General features: G+C 62.9%; 17 protein-coding genes and 1 pseudogene. 9 read left to right on the top strand and 9 right to left on the bottom strand.

The genetic code is table 11. The features are described from left to right. The first annotated feature begins 5 nt into the window (after positions 1-5). The gene (locus B4589_RS14375) at positions 6-536 is read left to right on the top strand and encodes a MaoC family dehydratase (protein ID WP_079234913.1); all 531 of its coding nucleotides are present in this window, start codon (positions 6-8) and stop codon (positions 534-536) included. Positions 537-542: 6 nt separating this feature from the next. On the opposite strand, the gene B4589_RS14370 is transcribed toward B4589_RS14375, so the two are convergent. From B4589_RS14370 to B4589_RS14360, 3 genes are all read right to left on the bottom strand, one after another. Further along, positions 543-923 (bottom strand): hypothetical protein, encoded by a 381-nt coding sequence (locus B4589_RS14370; protein ID WP_079234912.1) that lies wholly within the window; start codon positions 921-923, stop codon positions 543-545. 86 nt (positions 924-1,009) lie between these two features. Then, the gene (locus tag B4589_RS14365) at positions 1,010-2,803 is read right to left on the bottom strand and encodes an acyl-CoA carboxylase subunit beta (RefSeq protein WP_079234911.1); all 1,794 of its coding nucleotides are present in this window, start codon (positions 2,801-2,803) and stop codon (positions 1,010-1,012) included. Between the two features lie 72 nt (positions 2,804-2,875). Further along, entirely contained in the window at positions 2,876-3,739 is an 864-nt protein-coding gene (locus B4589_RS14360; RefSeq protein WP_079234910.1) for a 3-hydroxyacyl-CoA dehydrogenase family protein, read from the bottom strand. A gap of 160 nt (positions 3,740-3,899) precedes the next feature. Between B4589_RS14360 and B4589_RS14355 the strand changes: the two genes are divergently transcribed. Next, the gene (locus B4589_RS14355) at positions 3,900-4,697 is read left to right on the top strand and encodes a helix-hairpin-helix domain-containing protein (protein ID WP_143414358.1); all 798 of its coding nucleotides are present in this window, start codon (positions 3,900-3,902) and stop codon (positions 4,695-4,697) included. Positions 4,698-4,832: 135 nt separating this feature from the next. Continuing rightward, positions 4,833-6,926, top strand: a complete 2,094-nt coding sequence (locus B4589_RS14350; RefSeq protein WP_079234908.1) for a hypothetical protein — start codon at positions 4,833-4,835, stop codon at positions 6,924-6,926. Positions 6,927-6,949: 23 nt separating this feature from the next. On the opposite strand, the gene B4589_RS18260 is transcribed toward B4589_RS14350, so the two are convergent. The 3 genes from B4589_RS18260 to aglJ form a co-directional block, all read right to left on the bottom strand. Further along, on the bottom strand, positions 6,950-7,078 hold the full coding sequence (locus B4589_RS18260; protein WP_255246102.1) for a hypothetical protein: 129 nt from the start codon (positions 7,076-7,078) through the stop codon (positions 6,950-6,952). 134 nt (positions 7,079-7,212) lie between these two features. Next, positions 7,213-7,422, bottom strand: coding sequence for a ribbon-helix-helix domain-containing protein (locus B4589_RS14345; protein ID WP_079234907.1), 210 nt, complete (start codon positions 7,420-7,422; stop codon positions 7,213-7,215). 110 nt (positions 7,423-7,532) lie between these two features. Next, positions 7,533-8,453: an S-layer glycoprotein N-glycosyltransferase AglJ gene (gene aglJ, locus B4589_RS14340; protein ID WP_079234906.1), complete on the bottom strand. Its 921-nt coding sequence runs from the start codon at positions 8,451-8,453 to the stop codon at positions 7,533-7,535. 151 nt (positions 8,454-8,604) lie between these two features. On the opposite strand from aglJ, the gene B4589_RS14335 reads away from it, so the two are divergent. The 3 genes from B4589_RS14335 to B4589_RS14325 are packed head-to-tail and all read left to right on the top strand — an operon-like array spanning position 8,605 to position 9,822. Beyond that, on the top strand, positions 8,605-8,898 hold the full coding sequence (locus tag B4589_RS14335) for a DUF6516 family protein (protein ID WP_079234905.1): 294 nt from the start codon (positions 8,605-8,607) through the stop codon (positions 8,896-8,898). A gap of 41 nt (positions 8,899-8,939) precedes the next feature. Continuing rightward, the gene (locus B4589_RS14330; RefSeq protein ID WP_079234904.1) at positions 8,940-9,353 is read left to right on the top strand and encodes a transcriptional regulator; all 414 of its coding nucleotides are present in this window, start codon (positions 8,940-8,942) and stop codon (positions 9,351-9,353) included. 43 nt (positions 9,354-9,396) lie between these two features. Further along, positions 9,397-9,822, top strand: coding sequence for a transcriptional regulator (locus tag B4589_RS14325; RefSeq protein ID WP_079234903.1), 426 nt, complete (start codon positions 9,397-9,399; stop codon positions 9,820-9,822). A gap of 283 nt (positions 9,823-10,105) precedes the next feature. On the opposite strand, the pseudogene B4589_RS14320 reads toward B4589_RS14325, so the two are convergent. Further along, positions 10,106-11,360, bottom strand: a pseudogene (locus tag B4589_RS14320) (RNA-guided endonuclease InsQ/TnpB family protein). 660 nt (positions 11,361-12,020) lie between these two features. Beyond that, positions 12,021-13,331 carry a UDP-glucose 6-dehydrogenase AglM gene (gene aglM, locus B4589_RS14315; protein ID WP_079234901.1) on the bottom strand — a complete coding sequence of 437 codons (1,311 nt, stop codon included), beginning with the start codon at positions 13,329-13,331 and terminating at the stop codon, positions 12,021-12,023. 176 nt (positions 13,332-13,507) lie between these two features. Here aglM and B4589_RS14310 point away from each other — a divergent pair, with 176 nt between their 5' ends. From B4589_RS14310 to aglF, 3 genes are all read left to right on the top strand, one after another. Continuing rightward, a complete protein-coding gene (locus B4589_RS14310; protein ID WP_079234900.1) occupies positions 13,508-14,911 on the top strand; it encodes an oligosaccharide flippase family protein in 1,404 nt (467 codons plus the stop codon). Between the two features lie 39 nt (positions 14,912-14,950). Beyond that, the gene (locus tag B4589_RS14305; protein WP_079234899.1) at positions 14,951-15,931 is read left to right on the top strand and encodes a sulfatase-like hydrolase/transferase; all 981 of its coding nucleotides are present in this window, start codon (positions 14,951-14,953) and stop codon (positions 15,929-15,931) included. Between the two features lie 93 nt (positions 15,932-16,024). Further along, a complete protein-coding gene (gene aglF, locus B4589_RS14300) occupies positions 16,025-16,741 on the top strand; it encodes a UTP--glucose-1-phosphate uridylyltransferase AglF (protein ID WP_079234898.1) in 717 nt (238 codons plus the stop codon). A 46-nt stretch (positions 16,742-16,787) separates the two neighbouring features. On the opposite strand, the gene B4589_RS14295 is transcribed toward aglF, so the two are convergent. After that, positions 16,788-18,413, bottom strand: coding sequence for an asparagine synthetase B family protein (locus B4589_RS14295; RefSeq protein WP_079234897.1), 1,626 nt, complete (start codon positions 18,411-18,413; stop codon positions 16,788-16,790). Between the last annotated feature and the right edge of the window lie 60 nt (positions 18,414-18,473).

The raw sequence follows: 18,473 nt of genomic DNA, 5'->3' as shown, positions 1-18,473 counted from the left end.
CGGGTATGACCGGACGCTACTACGAGGAGTTCGAGGTCGGCGAGACGATCGAACACGGGAAGCGCCGGACCGTCTCGGAGTCGGACAACCAGACGTTCTGCGACATGACGATGAACCAGCAGCCGCTCCATCTCGATGCCGACTTCGCCGCGGACAGCCAGTTCGGCGAGCGACTGGTCAACGGACTGTACACCATGTCGCTGGCGGTTGGGCTGACGATCCCCGACACGACCGACGGCACGATCGTCGCGAACCTCTCCTACGACAACGTCGAACACCCCAACCCCGTGTTCCACGGCGACACCGTCTACGCGCAGACGACCGTCACGGACAAACGCGAGACCAGCGACGGCGAGCGCGGGGTCGTGGAGATGCACGTCGAGGCGTTCAAAGTGAGCGAGGCGTCGGACGACGCCTCGGGGGACCCGAGCGGGGAGGGAACCGACCCGCGAGGCGACGAGTCCGAGGGCGAGGACACGCTCGTCTGCGAGTTCGATCGCACCGCGCTCAGCCTGAAGAAGGAACACGCCGAGTGAGCGGACTCATATCACCGAGAGCACCAGTCCCGTGTTGATCCCGACGGCGATCCACGAGGGGAGCGCCACCCCGAGCGGGACGAGGTTCCGCAGGGAGGCCGTCCCCGGGACGAACCGCGGGAGCAGCCGCCAGCCGGCGTAGCCGACCGCGAGGGCTCCGCCTTTGAGAACCACGCCGGCGCCGAAGAGGCCGACGGCGTCGATCGTCGCGTCCGCAAGCGGGTTGCGTTCCGCGAGGCCGATCGAGAGGCCGAGACCGGTGATCGCGACGTCCAGCGCCATCGCGAGCGCGGCGAGGGCCCACAGCGTCCGCGGGCGCGAGAGCACGCCGTCGACGCCCTGCTGGAACAGCGTTCGCCGTCCCGGAGCGCCGGAGTCGTCGACCATCGTCGGTCGACAGATCGGGACGGAACGCCAAGAGTAATCACAGCGTAAGGGCGGGTAGCCCCCGCCTGACTCCGGTTATCCGGGAGCTAGAGAACGGTCCCGTGTTTCTTGTCGGGCAGCTCCTTCTGGACGTCCTCGTAGAACGCGAAGCGGTTGACCAGCTCCTGGCGGAGCGTCGACGGCGGCACCACGTCGTCGATCACGACCTCGCTGGCCATCCGGTGGGCGTCGATGTCCTGGCGGTACTCCTCGCGGAGCTCCTGTTCGCGCTGCTTGCGCTCCTCGGGGTCGTCGATCTCGTCGAGCTTGTTGGCGTACACCGCGTTGATCGCCGCCTCCGGGCCCATGATGGCGATCTCGCCGGAGGGGAGCGCGATGACGCTCTCGGGGTCGTAGGCGGGCCCACCCATCGCGTAGATCCCCGCGCCGTACGCCTTGCGCACGACGACGGTCTGCTTGGGGACGGTCGCGGAGGAGGTGGCGTAGATGAACTTCTTCCCCTTCTCGAGGATCGCGTCCTTCTCGACGCCCGAGCCGGCCATGAAGCCGGGGGTGTCACACAGGTACAGCAGGGGGATCTCGTAGGCGTCGCAGGTCCAGATGAACTCCGCGGCCTTCTCGGCGGCGTCGGGGAAGATGGCGCCCGAGCGGTGGTCGGGCTGGTTCGCGACGATCCCGACGGGCCGGCCGTCGATCCGGGCGAACGCGGTGACGATCTCCTGGCCGTACTCCGGTTTGAGTTCGAAGACGGACTCGGCGTCACAGATCCGGTCGAGCAGATCGTGCACGTCGTAGGCCTTGTTCGGGTTGTCCGGAACGACCTCGTCGATCCCCTCCGGCGAGAACGTGGGGTTCTCGAGCTCCGAACGCGGTGGTTTCTCACCCGCCTTGTCGGGGAGGTACTCCATCAGCTTCGCGGCGTACTCGCGGGCCTCCTGCTCGTCTTCCGCGACGAGGTCGGCGCTGCCGGAGTGTTTGGCGTGGACGGCGGGACCGCCGAGGTCCTGCATGTCGATCTCCTCGCCGGTCACCATCTTCACCATCCGCGGTGAGGCGATCGCCATCGCGCTCATCCCCTCGACCATGATCGTGAAGTCCGCGAAGACGGGGGTGTACGCCGCACCCGCGATACAGGGGCCGTACAGCACGCAGATCTGCGGGACGTACCCCGAGAGCATCGAGTGGTTGTAGTAGTACTTCCCGATCCCCTCGCGGTTGGCGAAGAAGCCGGTCTGCTGGTCGATCCGACCACCTGAGGAGTCCATCAGGTACAGCACTGGGTTGCCGGATTTGAGCGCGCGCTGCTGCATCCGGAGGAACTTCTCGACGCCGCGTTCGGCCATCGACCCCGCCTTGACCGTGAAGTCGTTGGCCATCCAGTGGACGTCCCGGCCCTCGAACGTCGCCGCTCCCGTGAGGAGGCCGTCGCCCGGCAGGCGGTTGCCCTCGTCGTACTCCTCGACCTCGGGGGAGTCGGGATGCCACTCGTCGAACGCGGCGAACTTCCCGTCCTCGAACTGGATCCCGTCGGCGGCGTCCTCGCGGTCCGCGTCGCCGGGGCCGCCCTCGCCGTCCTCGCCGAACCAGAGATCGAGTCGGTCGCGGACGAACAGCTTCCCCTGTTCGGGCAGGCGCTGTTTGTACTTCTCGGGGCCGCCACCGAGGATCTCCTCGATCTCCTCGCGGAGCTTCCGCTCGCGCTCGGTCGGGCCGAGGTCGTCGTCGAGCGGGTACTCGGTTTCGGGGGCCGTGGCGGTGGCGGCCGGTTCGTCGGCGTCGCCGACCAGCACCTCGATGTCGACGCCGAGATGTTCGGCCAGCGCGGCGGCGACCGCCGACGCTTCCTCGTCGGTGGCACCGTCGCCGATGCGGACGTGCATGCGTGAGGGGTCGGCCGAGCGGGGCAAAAAGGGTCCGAAAGCGTAGTCGGTCGACCCGGTCGTCGCGGCCGACTACTCCTCGTACTCGTAGAAGCCCCGTCCCGTCTTCTTGCCGAGGTCGCCGGCTTCGACCTTCCGCTTCAGCAGGTACGCCGGCGTGTAGCGGTCACCCAACTCCTCGTGGAGCGTCTCGCTCGCGTGGAGGCAGACGTCGAGACCGATGTGGTCCGCGAGTTCGAGCGGCCCCATCGGGACGTTCGTCCCGAGCGTCATCCCGCGGTCGATATCCTCCTTCTCGGCGACGCCCTCGTCGAACGCGCGGATCCCCTCGTTGATCCAGGGCATCAGGATGCGGTTCGTGACGAAGCCGGGCTTGTCGTCGGACTCCCACGTCTCCTTCCCGAGGTCCTCCGCGAACGCGTGCGAGAGCGCCGTCGCTTCGTCGCTGGTGCGTTCGCCGGTGACGACCTCGACGCCGTCCATGATCGGGACGGGGTTCATGAAGTGGAGCCCGGCGACCGCGTCCGCGCGCTCGGTCGCGCTCGCGATGGTCGTGATCGACAGCGTCGACGTGTTGGTCGCGAGCAGCGCCCCCTCGTCGAGAACGTCGTCGAGGTCGGCGAAGATCGACTGTTTGAGCTCCATCTCCTCGGGCGCGGCCTCGACGACGATCTCCGCGCCGGCGAGGTCGTCGAGCTCCGTGGTGCCCGTGATCCGCGCTTTCGCGTCCTCGGCCTCCGCCTCGGTCAGGGCGTCGCGCCCGACCAGCCGCGAGAGCGAGTCGTCGATCGTCTCGAACCCGTCGTCGAGGAACGACTGCTCGACGTCCCGCATCACCACGTCGTAGCCCGCGGTCGCGGCGACCTGTGCGATCCCGGCGCCCATCGTCCCGGCGCCGACGACACCGACCGTCTCCACGTCCGCCAGTCCGTACATGGTCGGCGCTGGGCCCGGCAGCACCGTAAGGGTAGCGACAACCGCCCGACAGCGAGCTTTCGAGAACCCGATCGATCCCGCGTACAGCGTCTCTACGCCGGCGCATCGGCGGGTATTCACACAAAGCTTCAAGTGCCTTTGGGCACGATCCAGTGCCAACGTGACCCGCCTGCTCGAGCACCTGATGGCCGACGTCGACGGCGAGGAGCGCCGTTCGGTCGACGCGCCGACCGACCTGAAGTTCGTCGGTCCGGCGACGGCCGACGCCATCACGGCGGCCGGCTTCTCGGCGCAGGGCGTCGCCGACAAGGAGGTGTCCTACCGGATGCTGACCGAAGCGGGCGTCAACCCCGGCGTGGCCGCGAAGATCCGCCGCCACCACTCGCTGCCGTGGTCGTTCGACAACGACGGCGATCTCGACCGCCGGTCCGAGCAGGTCCGGGGGCTCAAAGACGACGAGGCCGAGTGGGTCGCCTCCAGCCACGGGGAGGAGAGCGAGGTCGAGACGGTCCACGCCGACGAGGAGACGGACGAAGAGGCGGCGTGGATCGAGCAGTCGACCAACGAAACCGAACCGACGGACGAGACGGAAGCGACCGATGATGGGACGGACGAGGAGGCCGCGTGGGTCGACCAGTCGGCCACCGCCCCCGAAACGCCGGAGGAGCCGGACGAGTCGGACGGGAAGGCGGCGTGGGTGGCGGACGCCTCGACTACTGCCGACGGGAGCGGCGACCCGATGGCAGCCGAGGCCGCGTGGCGCGAGCGATCGAAGCCGACGCCGCTGACCGAGATCTCGGGCGTCGGCGAGAGCTACGCCGACCGGCTGGCGGAGGCGGGCGTCACCTCGATTCGTTCGCTCGCGACCGCCAGCCCCGAACTGCTGTCGGACGTGACCGGCATCTCCGAACAGCGCCTGCGGCGCTGGCACCGCGAGGCGAGCGAACTGGCGGACTGATCCCGTTCGGCGCGGCGGGTCGTGATACAGTTCGGAACAGTCCCCGTCGCGACGAAGCCTTTATAGCCAAAGCATCAACATCGATAGGTAGATGGCGAAACCCGGGTATCCGGCTCCGTGGGGGGTGGCCTCCCGGTGAGCATCGACATCGCCACCCGTGGGACCTCGCTGCACGTCACTGACAGCGTCGAGCAGCGCCAGTGCGTGCTGCGGATGCCCGAGCCGGCCGCCGCGGAGCCGATCGACGGCGAGCGGTTCTACTTCCCAGTCGACGCTACCGCGCGGATCGACACCGAGAGCATCACGCTGGGGAGCTACGTCGCGACGTTCATCCGGAACGGCGACGGTGACGTGGTCGCCCAGATGGATCGGGCCGACGGCGTCGACCTTGACCCCGGCGAGTACCTGATCGAACTCGAGCAGCCGGTGAAGCTGTACGTCCGGATCGAGGGGTCGCTGCACGTCGAGACCAGCGGGATGACGACGACGATCGGCACCGACGGCGATCTGTTCGTCGCCGGGCGCTCCCGGCACAACCACCCCGCGGGGACGATCACGACGACTGGGGAGCCCCGCGAGATGATGCGCGCAGTGTCGGCGATGTCCTCCTCGCTGAAGACGACCTCCGTCGAGCGCTCCTACCCCACGCTCCGTGGCCACCCGCCGGAGATCGAACTCGGCGACGAGCTGGAGATCCCCGACGGGATGACCGCGGCCGACGCCGGCGTCCGGATCGAGGCGCCGCCGCGGCTGCGCTTCGTCTATCCGGTCGCGCCGCTGGCGTTCTACCTCGGCGCCGAGATCGTTCCCGGGCCGGTCCCCCGGCTCGTCGGCGAAGACGGGTTCAGCTACCGGCTCGACGGCGCCAACGGGTTCGAACAGACGGTCGGCGAGACGCTCAAGCAGACAGTCCTGTTCGACTGCGTCGCCCGCACCGAGGGGTTCTACGAGATCGATCTGGCCGAGCGTGAGGACGTCGACGCGCTGGTCGACCTCGACTGGGCCGATCTCTACGGCCGGTCGCTCTCGGAACAGCTGGACGCTTACCTCTCGATCCCCTACGAGCGGATCGCCGACTGCGTGCCGAAGTGGAAAACCGCCGGCTACGTCGCGCCCGACCCGGAGAACGCCGAACTGCTCCCGTACCTGCTCGACGATCTGGCGACGATCCGCACGCCCGCGGGGGAGGCGACGACCGCCGAGCAGGTCCAGACCGACTCGCTGTTCGACTTCGCGCGCGCCGGCTCGGCGCCGAGCGCGGACACGCTCGCGGGGCCGACGCGCAGCACCGCGCGCAGTACGGAGATGGAGCGCGCACAGAAACCCGAGGGGCCGTTGCCGGATCTGGTCGATCCGGAGCCGACCGGCGCGTTCGAGACGGTCTGGGCCGACGACGGCGTCCCGGTCGGCGCGACGAAGGCGTCGGTCGACGGCTACCGTAACGGACTCGAACACACGCCGTCCGAAGAGATCGGCGTCACCGTCGTCGTCAACGACGAGGGGATGGACGAGGAGGGGACCGTCGCCGAGGAGGTGTACGGCGACGACACGGAGTTCCCGTTCGACCTCCGGGTGTACCGCAACCTCACCACCGACCGACTGAAAGCCGTCCTGGAGACCGATCGGGAGTTCCTCCACTACGTCGGTCACATCGAGCACGACGGGTTCGAGTGTACGGACGGCCGGCTGGACGCGCGCGAACTCGACTCGGTCGGCGTCGACGCGTTCTTCCTCAACGGCTGTGCGTCGTACGATCAGGGGATAGCGCTGCTCGAGAACGGCGCCGTCGGCGGCGTCGTGACGCTGACCGAGGTGGTCAACAGTGGTGCGACGCGGGTCGGGGAAGCGATGGTGAAGCTGCTGAACCACGGGTTCCCGATCCACTCGGCGATCAACGTGGCGAGCGAGCAGTCGTTCGTCGGCGGACAGTACTCGGTGGTCGGCGACGGGGACGTCGATGTCGTTCAGGGTGAGAGTATCGGTGCGTCGATCACCGACATTGAACAAGACGGTGACGAGTACGTCGCCCGGGTTCGGGTGTATCCAGACAGTGACCTGAGCACCGGTGGGATGGCATCGATGGCACTGGGTGACGACAATCGTCACCACCTTGCACCGGGAATTCTCGGCGAGGTGCGTTACAAGGATCTCGAGAGTCTGTTAGACGATTCTGAGGAGGATCTCGGTCGCTACGAGGGCGAGCTAACGTGGTTATCGGATTTGGCGTGAGACGACCTTAACGATCCCTCAGTTTACGGACCAGCGACGGGCTTGGCGTTCCCGGCAATCGCAGTGCCGGCCTGCGAGAGGAACAGTAGCATCGTGAACAGCACGCCCATCATCTTCGGGTTGTCAGCCAGGTACGACTTGAGTTCGGACATTACACTCCATGCCAATACGTCGCTATATAAGTGGATAGATATTACGTGGTTTGATACTAGATACTGATAAACGAGAAATGGGCAGAGAACCGCAAGACTGCACCGTGAACTGGCTCGGCGCAGTCAGCGACCTTTCACTCGAGATACCCCAGATCCTCGAGTTGCTGGGCGATCTCCTCGAACTCCGCTTCAGTGAGCTCCCCGCGCTCCTGGTGTTTGATCACGATACTGCGCAGCAGGAAGCGAACGAGGTCGCTCGTGCTCGAGAAGCTCGTCCCCTCGATCGTCTCGTCGACGCGGTCGGCGAGCTCGGTCGGGATAGAGACGGTGGTGTACTCGGTCATACCCGTCGGTCGGGCGCGGGCGGGGAAAAACACGCCGGCTACGGATGTCGACGGCTCACCGGGCCGGCAACATCGTCAGCCGTCGACGCCTCCACGTGCCGTCGACCTCGTCAATCGTCGGCGGTGATGGACTCGATCCGGTCGAGCTGCTCGCGGTGGAGGGTGAGGATCAGGTCCGAGAGCACGCCGAACATCAGGAGCTGGACGCCGAGGATGATCCCCGCTGCACCGGCGAGCGCCCAGATCTGGTGGGGAACGCCGTAGACGAACCACTCGATCGCGACGAAGGCGGCGATCACCGTGCCGGCGAGCCCGGAGACGACGCCGACGCTCCCGAAGTAGAACAGGGGGTTGTTCGTTTTCGCGCGCCGGAACAGTTCGAGGAAGATGATCCCGCCGTCCCGGACCGGGTGGAGGTTCGTGTTCGACCCCGCGGGACGCTCGAGATAGGTGATCGGGACGACCGTCGTGGGGATCCCCTGCTTGGCGCACTCGACGGCCATCTCCGTCTCGATCCCGAACCCGTCGGCCGAGAGCTTCAGGCGGCCGAAGGAGTCGCGGCTGAACGCGCGGTAGCCGCTGAGGATGTCCTCGAAGCTCTCGCCGTGGATGAAGCTGAACAGGCGGTTGGTGAGCCCGTTGCCGATCTGATTGAGGCGGGTCATCGCGCCGTCCTCCATGTCGGCGAAGCGGTCGCCGATGACGTGCTCGTACCCCTGGTCCAGCGGCGCGAGCATGCGCTCGGCGTCCGCCGGCTGGTAGGTGCCGTCGCCGTCGGCCATGAGGACGTACTCGCGGTCGATATGCTCCCGGACGGCCTCGCGGATCGCCTGCCCCTTGCCGGAGGCGGACTGGATCTCCACGCGGGCGCCGTGGTCGCGGGCGATCTCGCGGGTGTCGTCGTCGGAGTTGCCGTCCATCACGAGCACGTCGTCGAACCCCTGTTCGCGGAACCCGTCGACGCAGTCGCCGATGGTGGCCTCCTCGTCGTAGGTGGGCAGGAGGACGGTGACGCGCTCGGGATCGGGCATGTCGTTTAGCGTGTGGTGAGGGGTGAAGTGAAAAGGCTTCTACTTGGGGCGGGCGGTATGCGGATGCTGACCCCCTGTCCGGTGGCACCCGGCAATCGTTGGGTTTGGTCCCAACACTTATCGTGATGGGGTGAGTACCAACAGCTTGTAGATGGCACCTGCCGACGATGTCATGGAGATCGTCGACGAGAGTTTCAAGCCGGAGGGGAACACGATCGTCCGAATCCGAATCCTCGCGGTTCCGGACTCGGAGAAGTTCCCCGATGGTGTGAAATACCGGCTTCACTATGGCACAGTCGGCGGCGACACGATCGTCCGATACGATAACTCCCACGGCGTCCACGAACGGCACACGGCAGACGGACTGGATGATGGATACGACTTCCCAGGGTACATCGAGGTACAAGCCCGCTTTCGCTGGGAGATCGGCGTACTCGGGCCATAGGGCCGGGCGTTCTGTCGGTGGGTGCCACCTACGGAGCAACCATGTCACAGAACACACTCGTCGTGACAGTCGGCACACTGGAGGAGACCATGGATCGAACGGAGGATGCGATGGCTGCTGCCCTCGAAGGTAACCTTCCGGACGAAACGCCGCCGAGTCGGGTCACGTTTGAGGATCCGGACGAACTCATGCGCGTGTTCAGCCCGCGCGCTATCGAGCTCCTCCGCGCAATCGCTCGGGAGGAGCCCGCGAGCATGCGAGAGGCGGCGCGGCTGGTGGACCGGGACATCAAAGACGTTTCCCGGAACCTGAATCAGCTGGAACAGTTCGGCGTCGTCGAGTTCGAACAGGAGGGCCGCTCGAAGCGACCAGTGGTCCCGTTCGACGACATCGAGGTCCACCTGTCACTTCGAGACGATCCGGAGTCAGGTGACCGATCCGAAACACCCGCGTAGCGGTCCGTACGCGTTCCGACGTACGACATTTTGGTCCTATACCATGACCACCGACACGCTAAAAATCACGTACGGACAGCGCGACGAACTCCGCGAGGCGGGCCGTGGGCGGCTCGAGCGAGCGCTCGATGGCGAGACCGGCGACGCAGTCGAGCAGGACGACCGGTTCGTGCTGGACTTCGAGAGCTACGCCGACGTCGCTCGGCTGATGCGGACCTCGAACCTCGAGCTACTGGAGGCAATTGTCGAGGAGGCCCCGGCGAGCATCAGCGAGGCTGCACGAGCCGTCGACCGGGACTACAAAGAAGTTCACCGGAACCTGGAGGAGCTGGAAGATCTCGGCGTCGTCGAGTTCGAACAGGACGGCGCGAGCAAGAAGCCGGTCCTCCGTGGGGGAGCGACGAGCATCGACTTCTCGTTGCAGTTCCCCGGAGACGTGAGTGGGGACCGGACTGGCGCGTCTGCGTAGTCTTCGAAGCAGCCAGTGGTCCCGTTCGACGATATCGAGGTCCGCCTGTCGCTTCGAGACGATCCGGAGTCGTACGACCGATCCGGAGCCCCCGCGTAGCGGTCCTCACGTGTTCCGGCTCACGAGATCCACCTGAACGACCGAGTCTCGACGGTTTTCGAACCCGCTGAGGGTGGCAGTATGCTGAGCACGGTGCATATTTCCAGATCCTCCAAAACCACACGACGGGGACCGATTATGAATCCTCATCGCCGTCGAAACACGCGCTACGACCGGTCTTGAGCTACCCACGGCTGAAGCCGTGGGATTCAGCGTGGACTCCCGTTCTAGCCACTAGTAGTGGCAGGAGAATAGCCTCCGTTCACGTTCACTGTCCCGCTGTTCAAGCGCACGCCCAAGGGTGCGCCTCCGTCGCCTCCAGTTTGGTTGCGACGGAGATACCGCAATCCGATGTTCTTCGAAGCGTTGTAATCCGCGTGGTTCTGGTAGCCACACTTCAGACACTCGAAGTCCTCGCCGTCGCGGTTGTCGGGATGAGTAAGTCCGCAATGTGAGCATCGCCGCGACGTGTTCTCGGGGTCAACCTGCTTGGCCGAAATGTCGTATTCTTCGGCCTTGTACTCAACGTAGTTGTAGAGGCGGTCGAACGCCCACTTGTGTTCCCACGACGCACCAGTCCGCTCACGAATGTCGGTCAAATCCTCGAACACAATTACCGAACACTCGTTCTCGCGGGCTTCCGTGACGAGTCCGTTGGCGATTCGATGCATCATGAGCTTGAACCGCCCTTCCTCTTTCCGTCCGACGGACTGCATATTCTCGTGCGCCCATCGCGTCCCACATTGCTGGAGGTCGCCACGCCGTTTCTCGTATTCCCTGCGCCAGTGGTCGAACTCGTCGCCCGTCCAGAACGTGCCCGTCGATGTGACGGCGAGGTTGTTCACGCCGAGGTCAACCCCGAGAACCGTTCCGTTCTCAGTGGTTGCCTGTGCCGGCGTGTCAGACTCCACTTCCTTCTTGCAGTGGATGTGAAGCACCCAGTCGCCGTCGTGATAGTGGAGTTCCGCACCCGTTGTTTCGTACTCGTCTGAAAACAGGTACTCTGAGTGCGGTGTGTTACTATCCTCGTCGGGCAGTACGTAGTCGGCTTCGATGCGTCCGTCTGTGGTGGCGAGGCTCACGTAGTCGTCGTGGAAGGTGGCGGTGCGATGGTCGTAGACGACGTGTGGGCTGGTGAACGTAGGTTTCGAGGCTTTCTTACCCTGTTTCCAGCGTGCGACGACGCTTTTGCAGGCTTCGGCGGCCTTGTTCCGAGCGGCTTGTACCAGTCCACCGTTGAATCCATCCGTGGCTTCGCGCACATCGTCGTAGGTTTCGTCGTCCAGCGTGGTCTTGCTGGTGGTGACGTACTCGCCCTGGAAAGCGTGGTCTACGACGTACTGTGCCGACCAGAGGAAGGTGTCTACGGTGTCTTCGAGGAGTGCGGCGTCGTCGCTGTCTACGTTGAGCGCAACTGGGACAGTACGCCGCACCTCCATATATTATATGAAGCACTAGTATTTCTTAAACTCTGGGGAGTCAGCCTGCTACTGTTGCGTGGTTTAGTTCCCAGTTGTCGGTTTCATCCCACGGCTAAAGCCGTGGGTTTTCACCTCGTACTTTCTATAATCGGCCGAGATCCCCGCAAGTAGGTTGGTGTCGTGTGGCCAAACAGGAAGTAGTACGATCCCTGGGAAAGGTGAAACCCTGCCGGTAGATGCTCAGGAATGGCGATATTCGGAGAATCGCGTGGTCGTGGGATCGGGGAACGACCGCGAAAGATGCCCGATATTTCTTCATAATCGGTTTCCCTCGTTCGGTTACCGAATTCTCGACAGAGTCGTGCAACTCTCCGAACTGGCGACTGAAGGACTCTCTCGCTCATTTTCCCCGGCTACTGCCTGAGCGCCTCGCGTATCGCGACGCGTTTGGCCATGCTCACCTCTCGAAACCCACGAGTACAGCACTTGCGGAGCGGGAATCCGATTATGAAGACTGTCTCCCGGGTCCGAGGAACGCTGAGGCGAAAGAATCGTCCGTTCTCCTGGGTATGGAGATGTTTCTCATTTCGGACTCGTTTCTCGGCAGTTCACGTCGAGTCGACAGGGCCACGTCACCACGAACTCACGACGAGCCAGTCCGATCGAGTGGGCAGACAGTTACCAACAGAGCCCTTCGTACTCGAGGTCGCGCTCCTCGATCGGGAGGTCGACACGGCGGCCGTCGACGACCAGTTTGCGCGCCATCGCCTCGAACTCCTCGTCCAGCGCGGCGAACTCGTCCCACTCGGTCACGATCAGCGCCGCGCTCGCGTCCGTGAGTGCGTCGGCGGCCGAGTCGGCGTACTCGATCTCCGGGAAGCGCTCGCGCATCTCGTCGGCGGCGACGGGGTCGTAGGCCACGATCGTCGCGTTCCGTTCCTGGAGACCCTCGATCACTGGGATGGAGCGCGCGTTCCGGATGTCGTCGGTGCCGGGTTTGAACGCGAGCCCCAGGACGGCAACGCGTTCTCCGTCGACGTCGATGTGGTCGTCGAGGAGTTCGAGCAGTCGTTCGGGCTGGCCGTCGTTCACCTCGATCGCGGCGTTCAGCATCGGCGGCTCGTACCCCGCCTCCTCGGCGGCGTGGATGATCGCGCGGGTGTCCTTCGGGAAGCAGCTACCGCCCCACCCGAGGCCGCTCCGCAGGAACTGGTCGCCGATCCGGTCGTCGAGGCCGATCGCGTCGGCGATCTCGTAGGCGTCGATGTCGAACCGCTTGCAGATGTTCCCGAGATCGTTGATCAGCGAGACCTTCGAGGCGAGGAAGGCGTTGTTCGCGTACTTCGCCATCTCCGCAGTCCGGGTGTCGGTCTCGACGACCGGCGCGTCGTGTTCCTCGAGCAGCGGGGCGAACACCGCGTGCATCTCCTCGCGCGTGTGCTCGTCGTCGGCGCCGAGGACGAGCTTGTCCGGGTGGCGGAAGTCGTGAACGGCGGTTCCTTCCCGCTGGAACTCGGGGTTCATGCCGACGCCGACGGTGCCACTGTCGGCTCGCTCGGAGGGTGTCTGGAGGAGTGGCGCGATCTCCTCCTCGGTGGTGCCGGGGACGACGGTGCTCTTCACGACGACGGTGTGGCGGTCGTCCTTCGCGGCGAGGGTCTCGCCCAGCTGCTCCGCGCCGGCGGCCATGATCGAGAGGTCGATACTCCCGTCCTCGGCCTGCGGCGTCGGGAGACAGAGAAACGTCACGTCGGTGTCGAGGACGGCGTCGTAGTCGGTGGTGGCCCGGAGGCGGTTGGTTGAGTTCTCGCCCGCGTGGGCGTCGACGAGCTCGGGGAGCCCGTCCTCGTGGATCGGGGCTTCGCCCGCGTTGATCGTGTCGACGATCGACTGGTCGATGTCGATGTTGACGACGTCGTGGCCGAGGTCGGCGAAACAGGCGGCGATCGTGGAGCCGACGTAGCCGCTGCCGACGATGGAGAGGTGCATGGGGGTGTGGAAGTCTGAAGGAGGTAAAGGCGTGTCGTCGTCTCCCCAACATCGCTAGAGGTACCCATCACTGGTTTCGGTGTTGGGATAAAGCGCGGTATTGATACCGTTCCGCTCGGAACGTCTCCGCGTCGCCGAACCCTACGTGATCCTTCATGAGATACGGCCGCACCTCAATGGTGAACTTCCTGTCGCGGCTGGTGATGTCGTTTTCGGGATTCGTCGCCACTATCGTCCTCACGAACACGCTCGGTCAAGAGCGGTACGGGACGTACGTCGTGGTTCTGTCGGTGCTCGCGTGGGTCGCGATCGCTGGCGACCTCGGAGTTACTGCGGCCGTGAAAAAGCGGGTCAGTGAGTCCGCGGAAGGGAACTACCTCTCGGCCGGCATCGTCGTCCAATCCGGCCTGTACACTGTCGTCGCGATCTGCCTCTGGGTATCTCGCCCGTACCTGAACGGATACATGGAGATCGAAGCGACGTGGGTCTTGATCGTCCTCCTGGCTGTTCGACTCGCGGCGAACTTCGTCCAGTCCGTTCTCGATGCCCAGCACTTGGTACACGTCTCGAGCATCCTCACCCCGGTCGAGTGGACGAGCCGAAGTATCGTCCAGGTTCTGTTGGTGCTCTCAGGTGCGGGGGTGGCAGGCGCGTTCGCCGGATACGTCGCTGGAGCAGTCGTAGGTGCAGCCCTCGGCGCGTACTTCGTATCGACGTCGTTGTCGGTCCCGTCGAAACGCGACTTCTCGCGACTCAAGTCCTACGCACAGTTCTCGTGGCTCGCCTCGATCAAGGGACGGACTTTCCTCTCGATGGACACGCTCGTCCTCGCGGTGTTCGTCTCGAACAGCGTCATCGCCGTCTACGAGATCGCGTGGAACCTCGCCTCGCTGTTCTCCATCTTCGGGTCGTCGATCCAGCGAACGCTGTTCCCCGAAATCAGCGAGCTCTCCTCCGAGTCCGGAATTAGTGGGGAGATATCAGGGCTCCTTCGAGTGAGTTTGGCGTATTCGGGACTGTTCATCATCCCAGGACTCGCCGGGGGCGCGTTGGTCGGCGATATCGTCCTCCAGGTGTACGGTCCGGGGTTCGAAACGGGTTACTACGTCCTCCTGGTTCTGACGTTCGCCCGTCTGCTGTACGGCTATCAGGGGCAGTTCGTCACGACACTCGACGCTGTCGACCGTCCAGATCTCACGTTCCGTATCAACGCTGTCTTCGTCGGAGTGAATCTGATCCTGAACATCCTGCTCACGTGGCAGTACGGCTGGTACGGGGCGGCGGCGGCGACGACGATCTCCGCGGCGATCGGGTTGGTGCTCGGCTACTACTACGCCTCGCAAGTGCTGGACGTCGTCGTTCCGCTGGCGGAGATCGGGAAACAGTGGATCGCGGCCGGTGCGATGGTGGCAGTCGTCTACCCGCTTCGGACGGTGGTGGGGGAGTCACTTCCCCTCGTGACCGTGCTCGTGGGTATCGGTGCAGGGTTCTACTTCCTCGTGTTGCTCGTGCTGTCACGTGAGTTCCGGACCACTGTGGAGGACAATCTGCCGTTTCAGGTGCCGATCTTCCGAGAGTAGACCGGTCGTTTCATGCCTCTTCCTACCTTCCGCGAATCTATGCAGACGAACGTCCGCGAGTGGCTTGCAGAGATGGGTCGGCGATTCCGCAATAATCCGACCCGGGCCCCGCTTTACGTCGTGTATACGTGGTATCTCGTTCTGTGGTACGCGGTAACCTCGCGGCGACCGATCGGGACGAACGTGTACGAACGAGACTGGGACGTACTCCTGATTCTCGACGCGTGCCGTGTCGATACTCTTCGGGAGGTTTCGTCGGAGTACGATTTCATCGAGAGCGTCGATACGATGTGGTCCGTCGGAAGTCAGTCCGACGAGTGGATGGCAAACACGTTCACAGAGGAGTATCAGGACGAAATAGAGCGAACACAGTACCTGAGCGGGAATGGCCATACCAGCCAGCTATTTGAGCGGGATATTCTCCCACCGAAAAACAATACGACACCGGTAGACTTCTCGCGGTGGAATCTCGTTGATCTGTCGGCGTTCGACAGTGTAGACCTGATCTGGAAGAATTACCACGACGACACGTACAACATCGTCCTTCCTCGCGTAATGACTAACCATGCCATTGAGGCGGGGAGGAACGACGATCCGGATCGGTTGATGGTTCACTACATGCAGCCACATCTTCCCTATCTCGGACGAGCTATTCGTGAGAATCGGCCGCTGACTGATCTCGAACGGGAGGGATACGAGTATCTCGAAACGGGGGACGCGGATCGAGAGGAGATCTACGAACTGTACAAGGAAACGCTCCGAACCGTCCTCGACGAGGTCGAAGTCCTACTGGAGAACATCGACGCTGAACGGGTTGCCATCACGTCCGACCACGGAGAGGCCTTCGGGGAGGGAGGTGCGTACGGGCATCCGGAGGGATTCCCCCATCCGACCGTGAAGAAGGTTCCGTGGGTTGAAACGTCGGCGAGTGATGAACACACGCGCGAACCGGATTTGGAGAGCGAGAGGGGAGAACGCGTCGAACTGGAGCAGCACCTCCGCGATCTCGGTTACAAGTAACTCCGGGATCGATTCGTAGTGTCGAGGTACGGTCGTTCGGTCGTCTGAATGCCATGCTAAAGCTATTTAAATGTCGCAAAGCTATCCGAAGTCATGCAGGCTGTGGTTCTCGCGGCTGGTGAGGGGACGCGCCTCCGCCCGCTGACCGAGGATAAACCCAAAGGGATGGTCGAAGTCGCCGGCAAGCCGATCCTCACGCACTGCTTCGAGCAGCTGGTGGAGCTCGGCGCCGAGAAGCTCGTGGTCATCGTCGGCTACAAGAAACAGAACATCATCAGCCACTTCGGCGACGAGTTCGAGGGGGTGCCGATCACGTACGCTCACCAGCGTGAGCAGAAGGGGCTGGCACACGCGCTCCTAAAGGCGGAGGAGCACGTCGACGAGGACTTCATGCTGATGCTCGGCGACAACATCTTCCAGGCGAACCTGGAGGACGTGGTCAGTCGGCAGCAGGAAGATCGGGCTGATGCCGCGTTCTTGGTCGAAGAAGTCCCGTACGAGGAGGCGAGTCGCTACGGCGTCTGTGACACGAACGACTACGGCGAGATTCAGGAGGTTGTAGAGAAGCCCGACGATCCGCCGAGCAATTTGGTGATGACTGGGTTCTACACGTTCTCACCGGCGATCTTCCACGCGTGTAAGCTGGTCCAACCGTCGGATCGTGACGAGTACGAACTGTCGGACGCGATCGACCTGCTGATCAAGAGTGGGCGAACCATCGACGCGATCCCGATGGAAGGGTGGCGGATCGACGTTGGATATCCGGAGGATCGGGACGAGGCGGAGGAGCGATTGCAGGCTGAGGCGTAGATAGCCGCACGGTTGTTGCTATTGACTCCATTTTGCCAGAGAGCAGCTATTCCCCTGTTGATATATTCCCGGTTGTCATCCGGGCCAGTAGAGGATAGAATTGGTAGTTCTGACCGTTGTATAGATTTTTGAACTGTTTTTCGGTCAGTATTCCTAACCGGGGGTCACTTCGGTACCTCTCATGCACCTCAAAACGTTTGGATATTTCACGTCGTAGACGACTCTCTTCCCAGTGTTCGTAGCCATTCTTGACCAGTGGCCAAATTGGGTATTCGCGGATCACATCCGCTATCTTCGTCTTCAGAGTAGTGTCTGCGATCTCGTCCGCCTCTTCCGGATTTATGCCAGCCGTTCGTGTATATATATCAGTAATGTACTGTTCGTAGAACGATCTGTGTCTCTTCTGTTCCATCGGCACGTTTCGCCAAAATTGATACAGCTCCTCGTCCTCCAGGGGTATCCAGCAGTCCAAACCGACAAAATCAAACGGGCGATTCCCGTTCACGATCAGTTTCGTCCTGCGCTCCTTCAAACGCCACCGTTCGAACGCTTCTACAGCCGATTCGGGTTCATCGGGTGTGTCCATTCCGATCGATCCGGCGACTCGATTAGCCAGTCTTCGTTGTGGTATCTGTATGTGGGTGTTGTACTTGAAGTGCTGATCGACGATCAGAGAAGTCAGTTCCCCGAGGTCAATGTCGCTCTTTCCCTCCAATCTCTCTGGAGTCGCCTTCATAGTATCCAGAGCGGAATGACCAGGGAGAACTATGGCGTCTCGGGTAATTTCGCCTTCTTCGATGAGTTTCTCTAGAGTGAATATATGAGTAGGGATCGGCAAGCTGCCGAGGTACCCAGCCTTGTCGAAGTATTCACCCCATCTCTCTGAATTGTAGAACGACCGCCAGTCAGAGTGGGTGATATCTACGGTTGACCATGGTAGATCCAAGTTCTCAGCTACCTTCTTAGCGACTTCGGCGTTTTTCGACCCACTCGACTTATCCGAGTACGTCATGACGTTCTCGTAGCCCGATCGTTTCAGCATCAGCGCGATCAAGCGTGAGTCGTAGCCGCCACTGAGTGGGACAACGATCTGTCTCCCCTGAGCGGCACGAATCACTCGGTCGAATACGTTGTCGAGCACGTCGATGAACTCCTCTCCGAGTTCCTCGGGATCGTACTCCTCGTTTGAGGTGGTGTGGACGTGGTGTCGACGACGTTCGATTTCGTTCTCTGTCTTGTCGAGGACGACTATCTCTCCGGATTGGAGTTGGTCGATCTCCTGATACAGCGTATTCGGGCCCGTTACAATACGACTTCTTTCGTATTCAATCTCAGAGAGGTCGGATCGGTGATTCTCTGTCGTTCGCTCGAGTATCCAGCCGCAGTCATCGGTGATCAGAAAATCGTTCTCCGTCGAGGCGTAGAACACCGGCCCAGTGCGCATCCGATCCGAGGCGATGAGGGTTTGCTCGTCTCGGTCCACGACGATAGAGTAGAAGCCGTTGAAATCCTTGAGGAGGGAAGCCAGTCCGCTCACTCCCTCAGTTTCCCGGACCAACTCACTGATTTCGGCAGCTTCCATGTATTCGTCCTCGTGGAAAGCGTGACCGCGAACGAACACGTTCTCGCGCTCGGACCAGATCTCATCGGACAACTCGATTTTAGATTTCATCTTAGTCGAAGGCTTGTGCCACTCGTTCGCTTCGACGGGTAAAAAACCAATCAGTTTAAC

The sequence above is a fragment of the Halolamina sp. CBA1230 genome, from assembly GCF_002025255.2.
Taxonomy (GTDB): Archaea; Halobacteriota; Halobacteria; order Halobacteriales; family Haloferacaceae; genus Halolamina.
The sequence above is the reverse complement of the archived record's forward strand: the minus strand, read 5'-3'. Positions and strand labels throughout refer to the sequence as shown.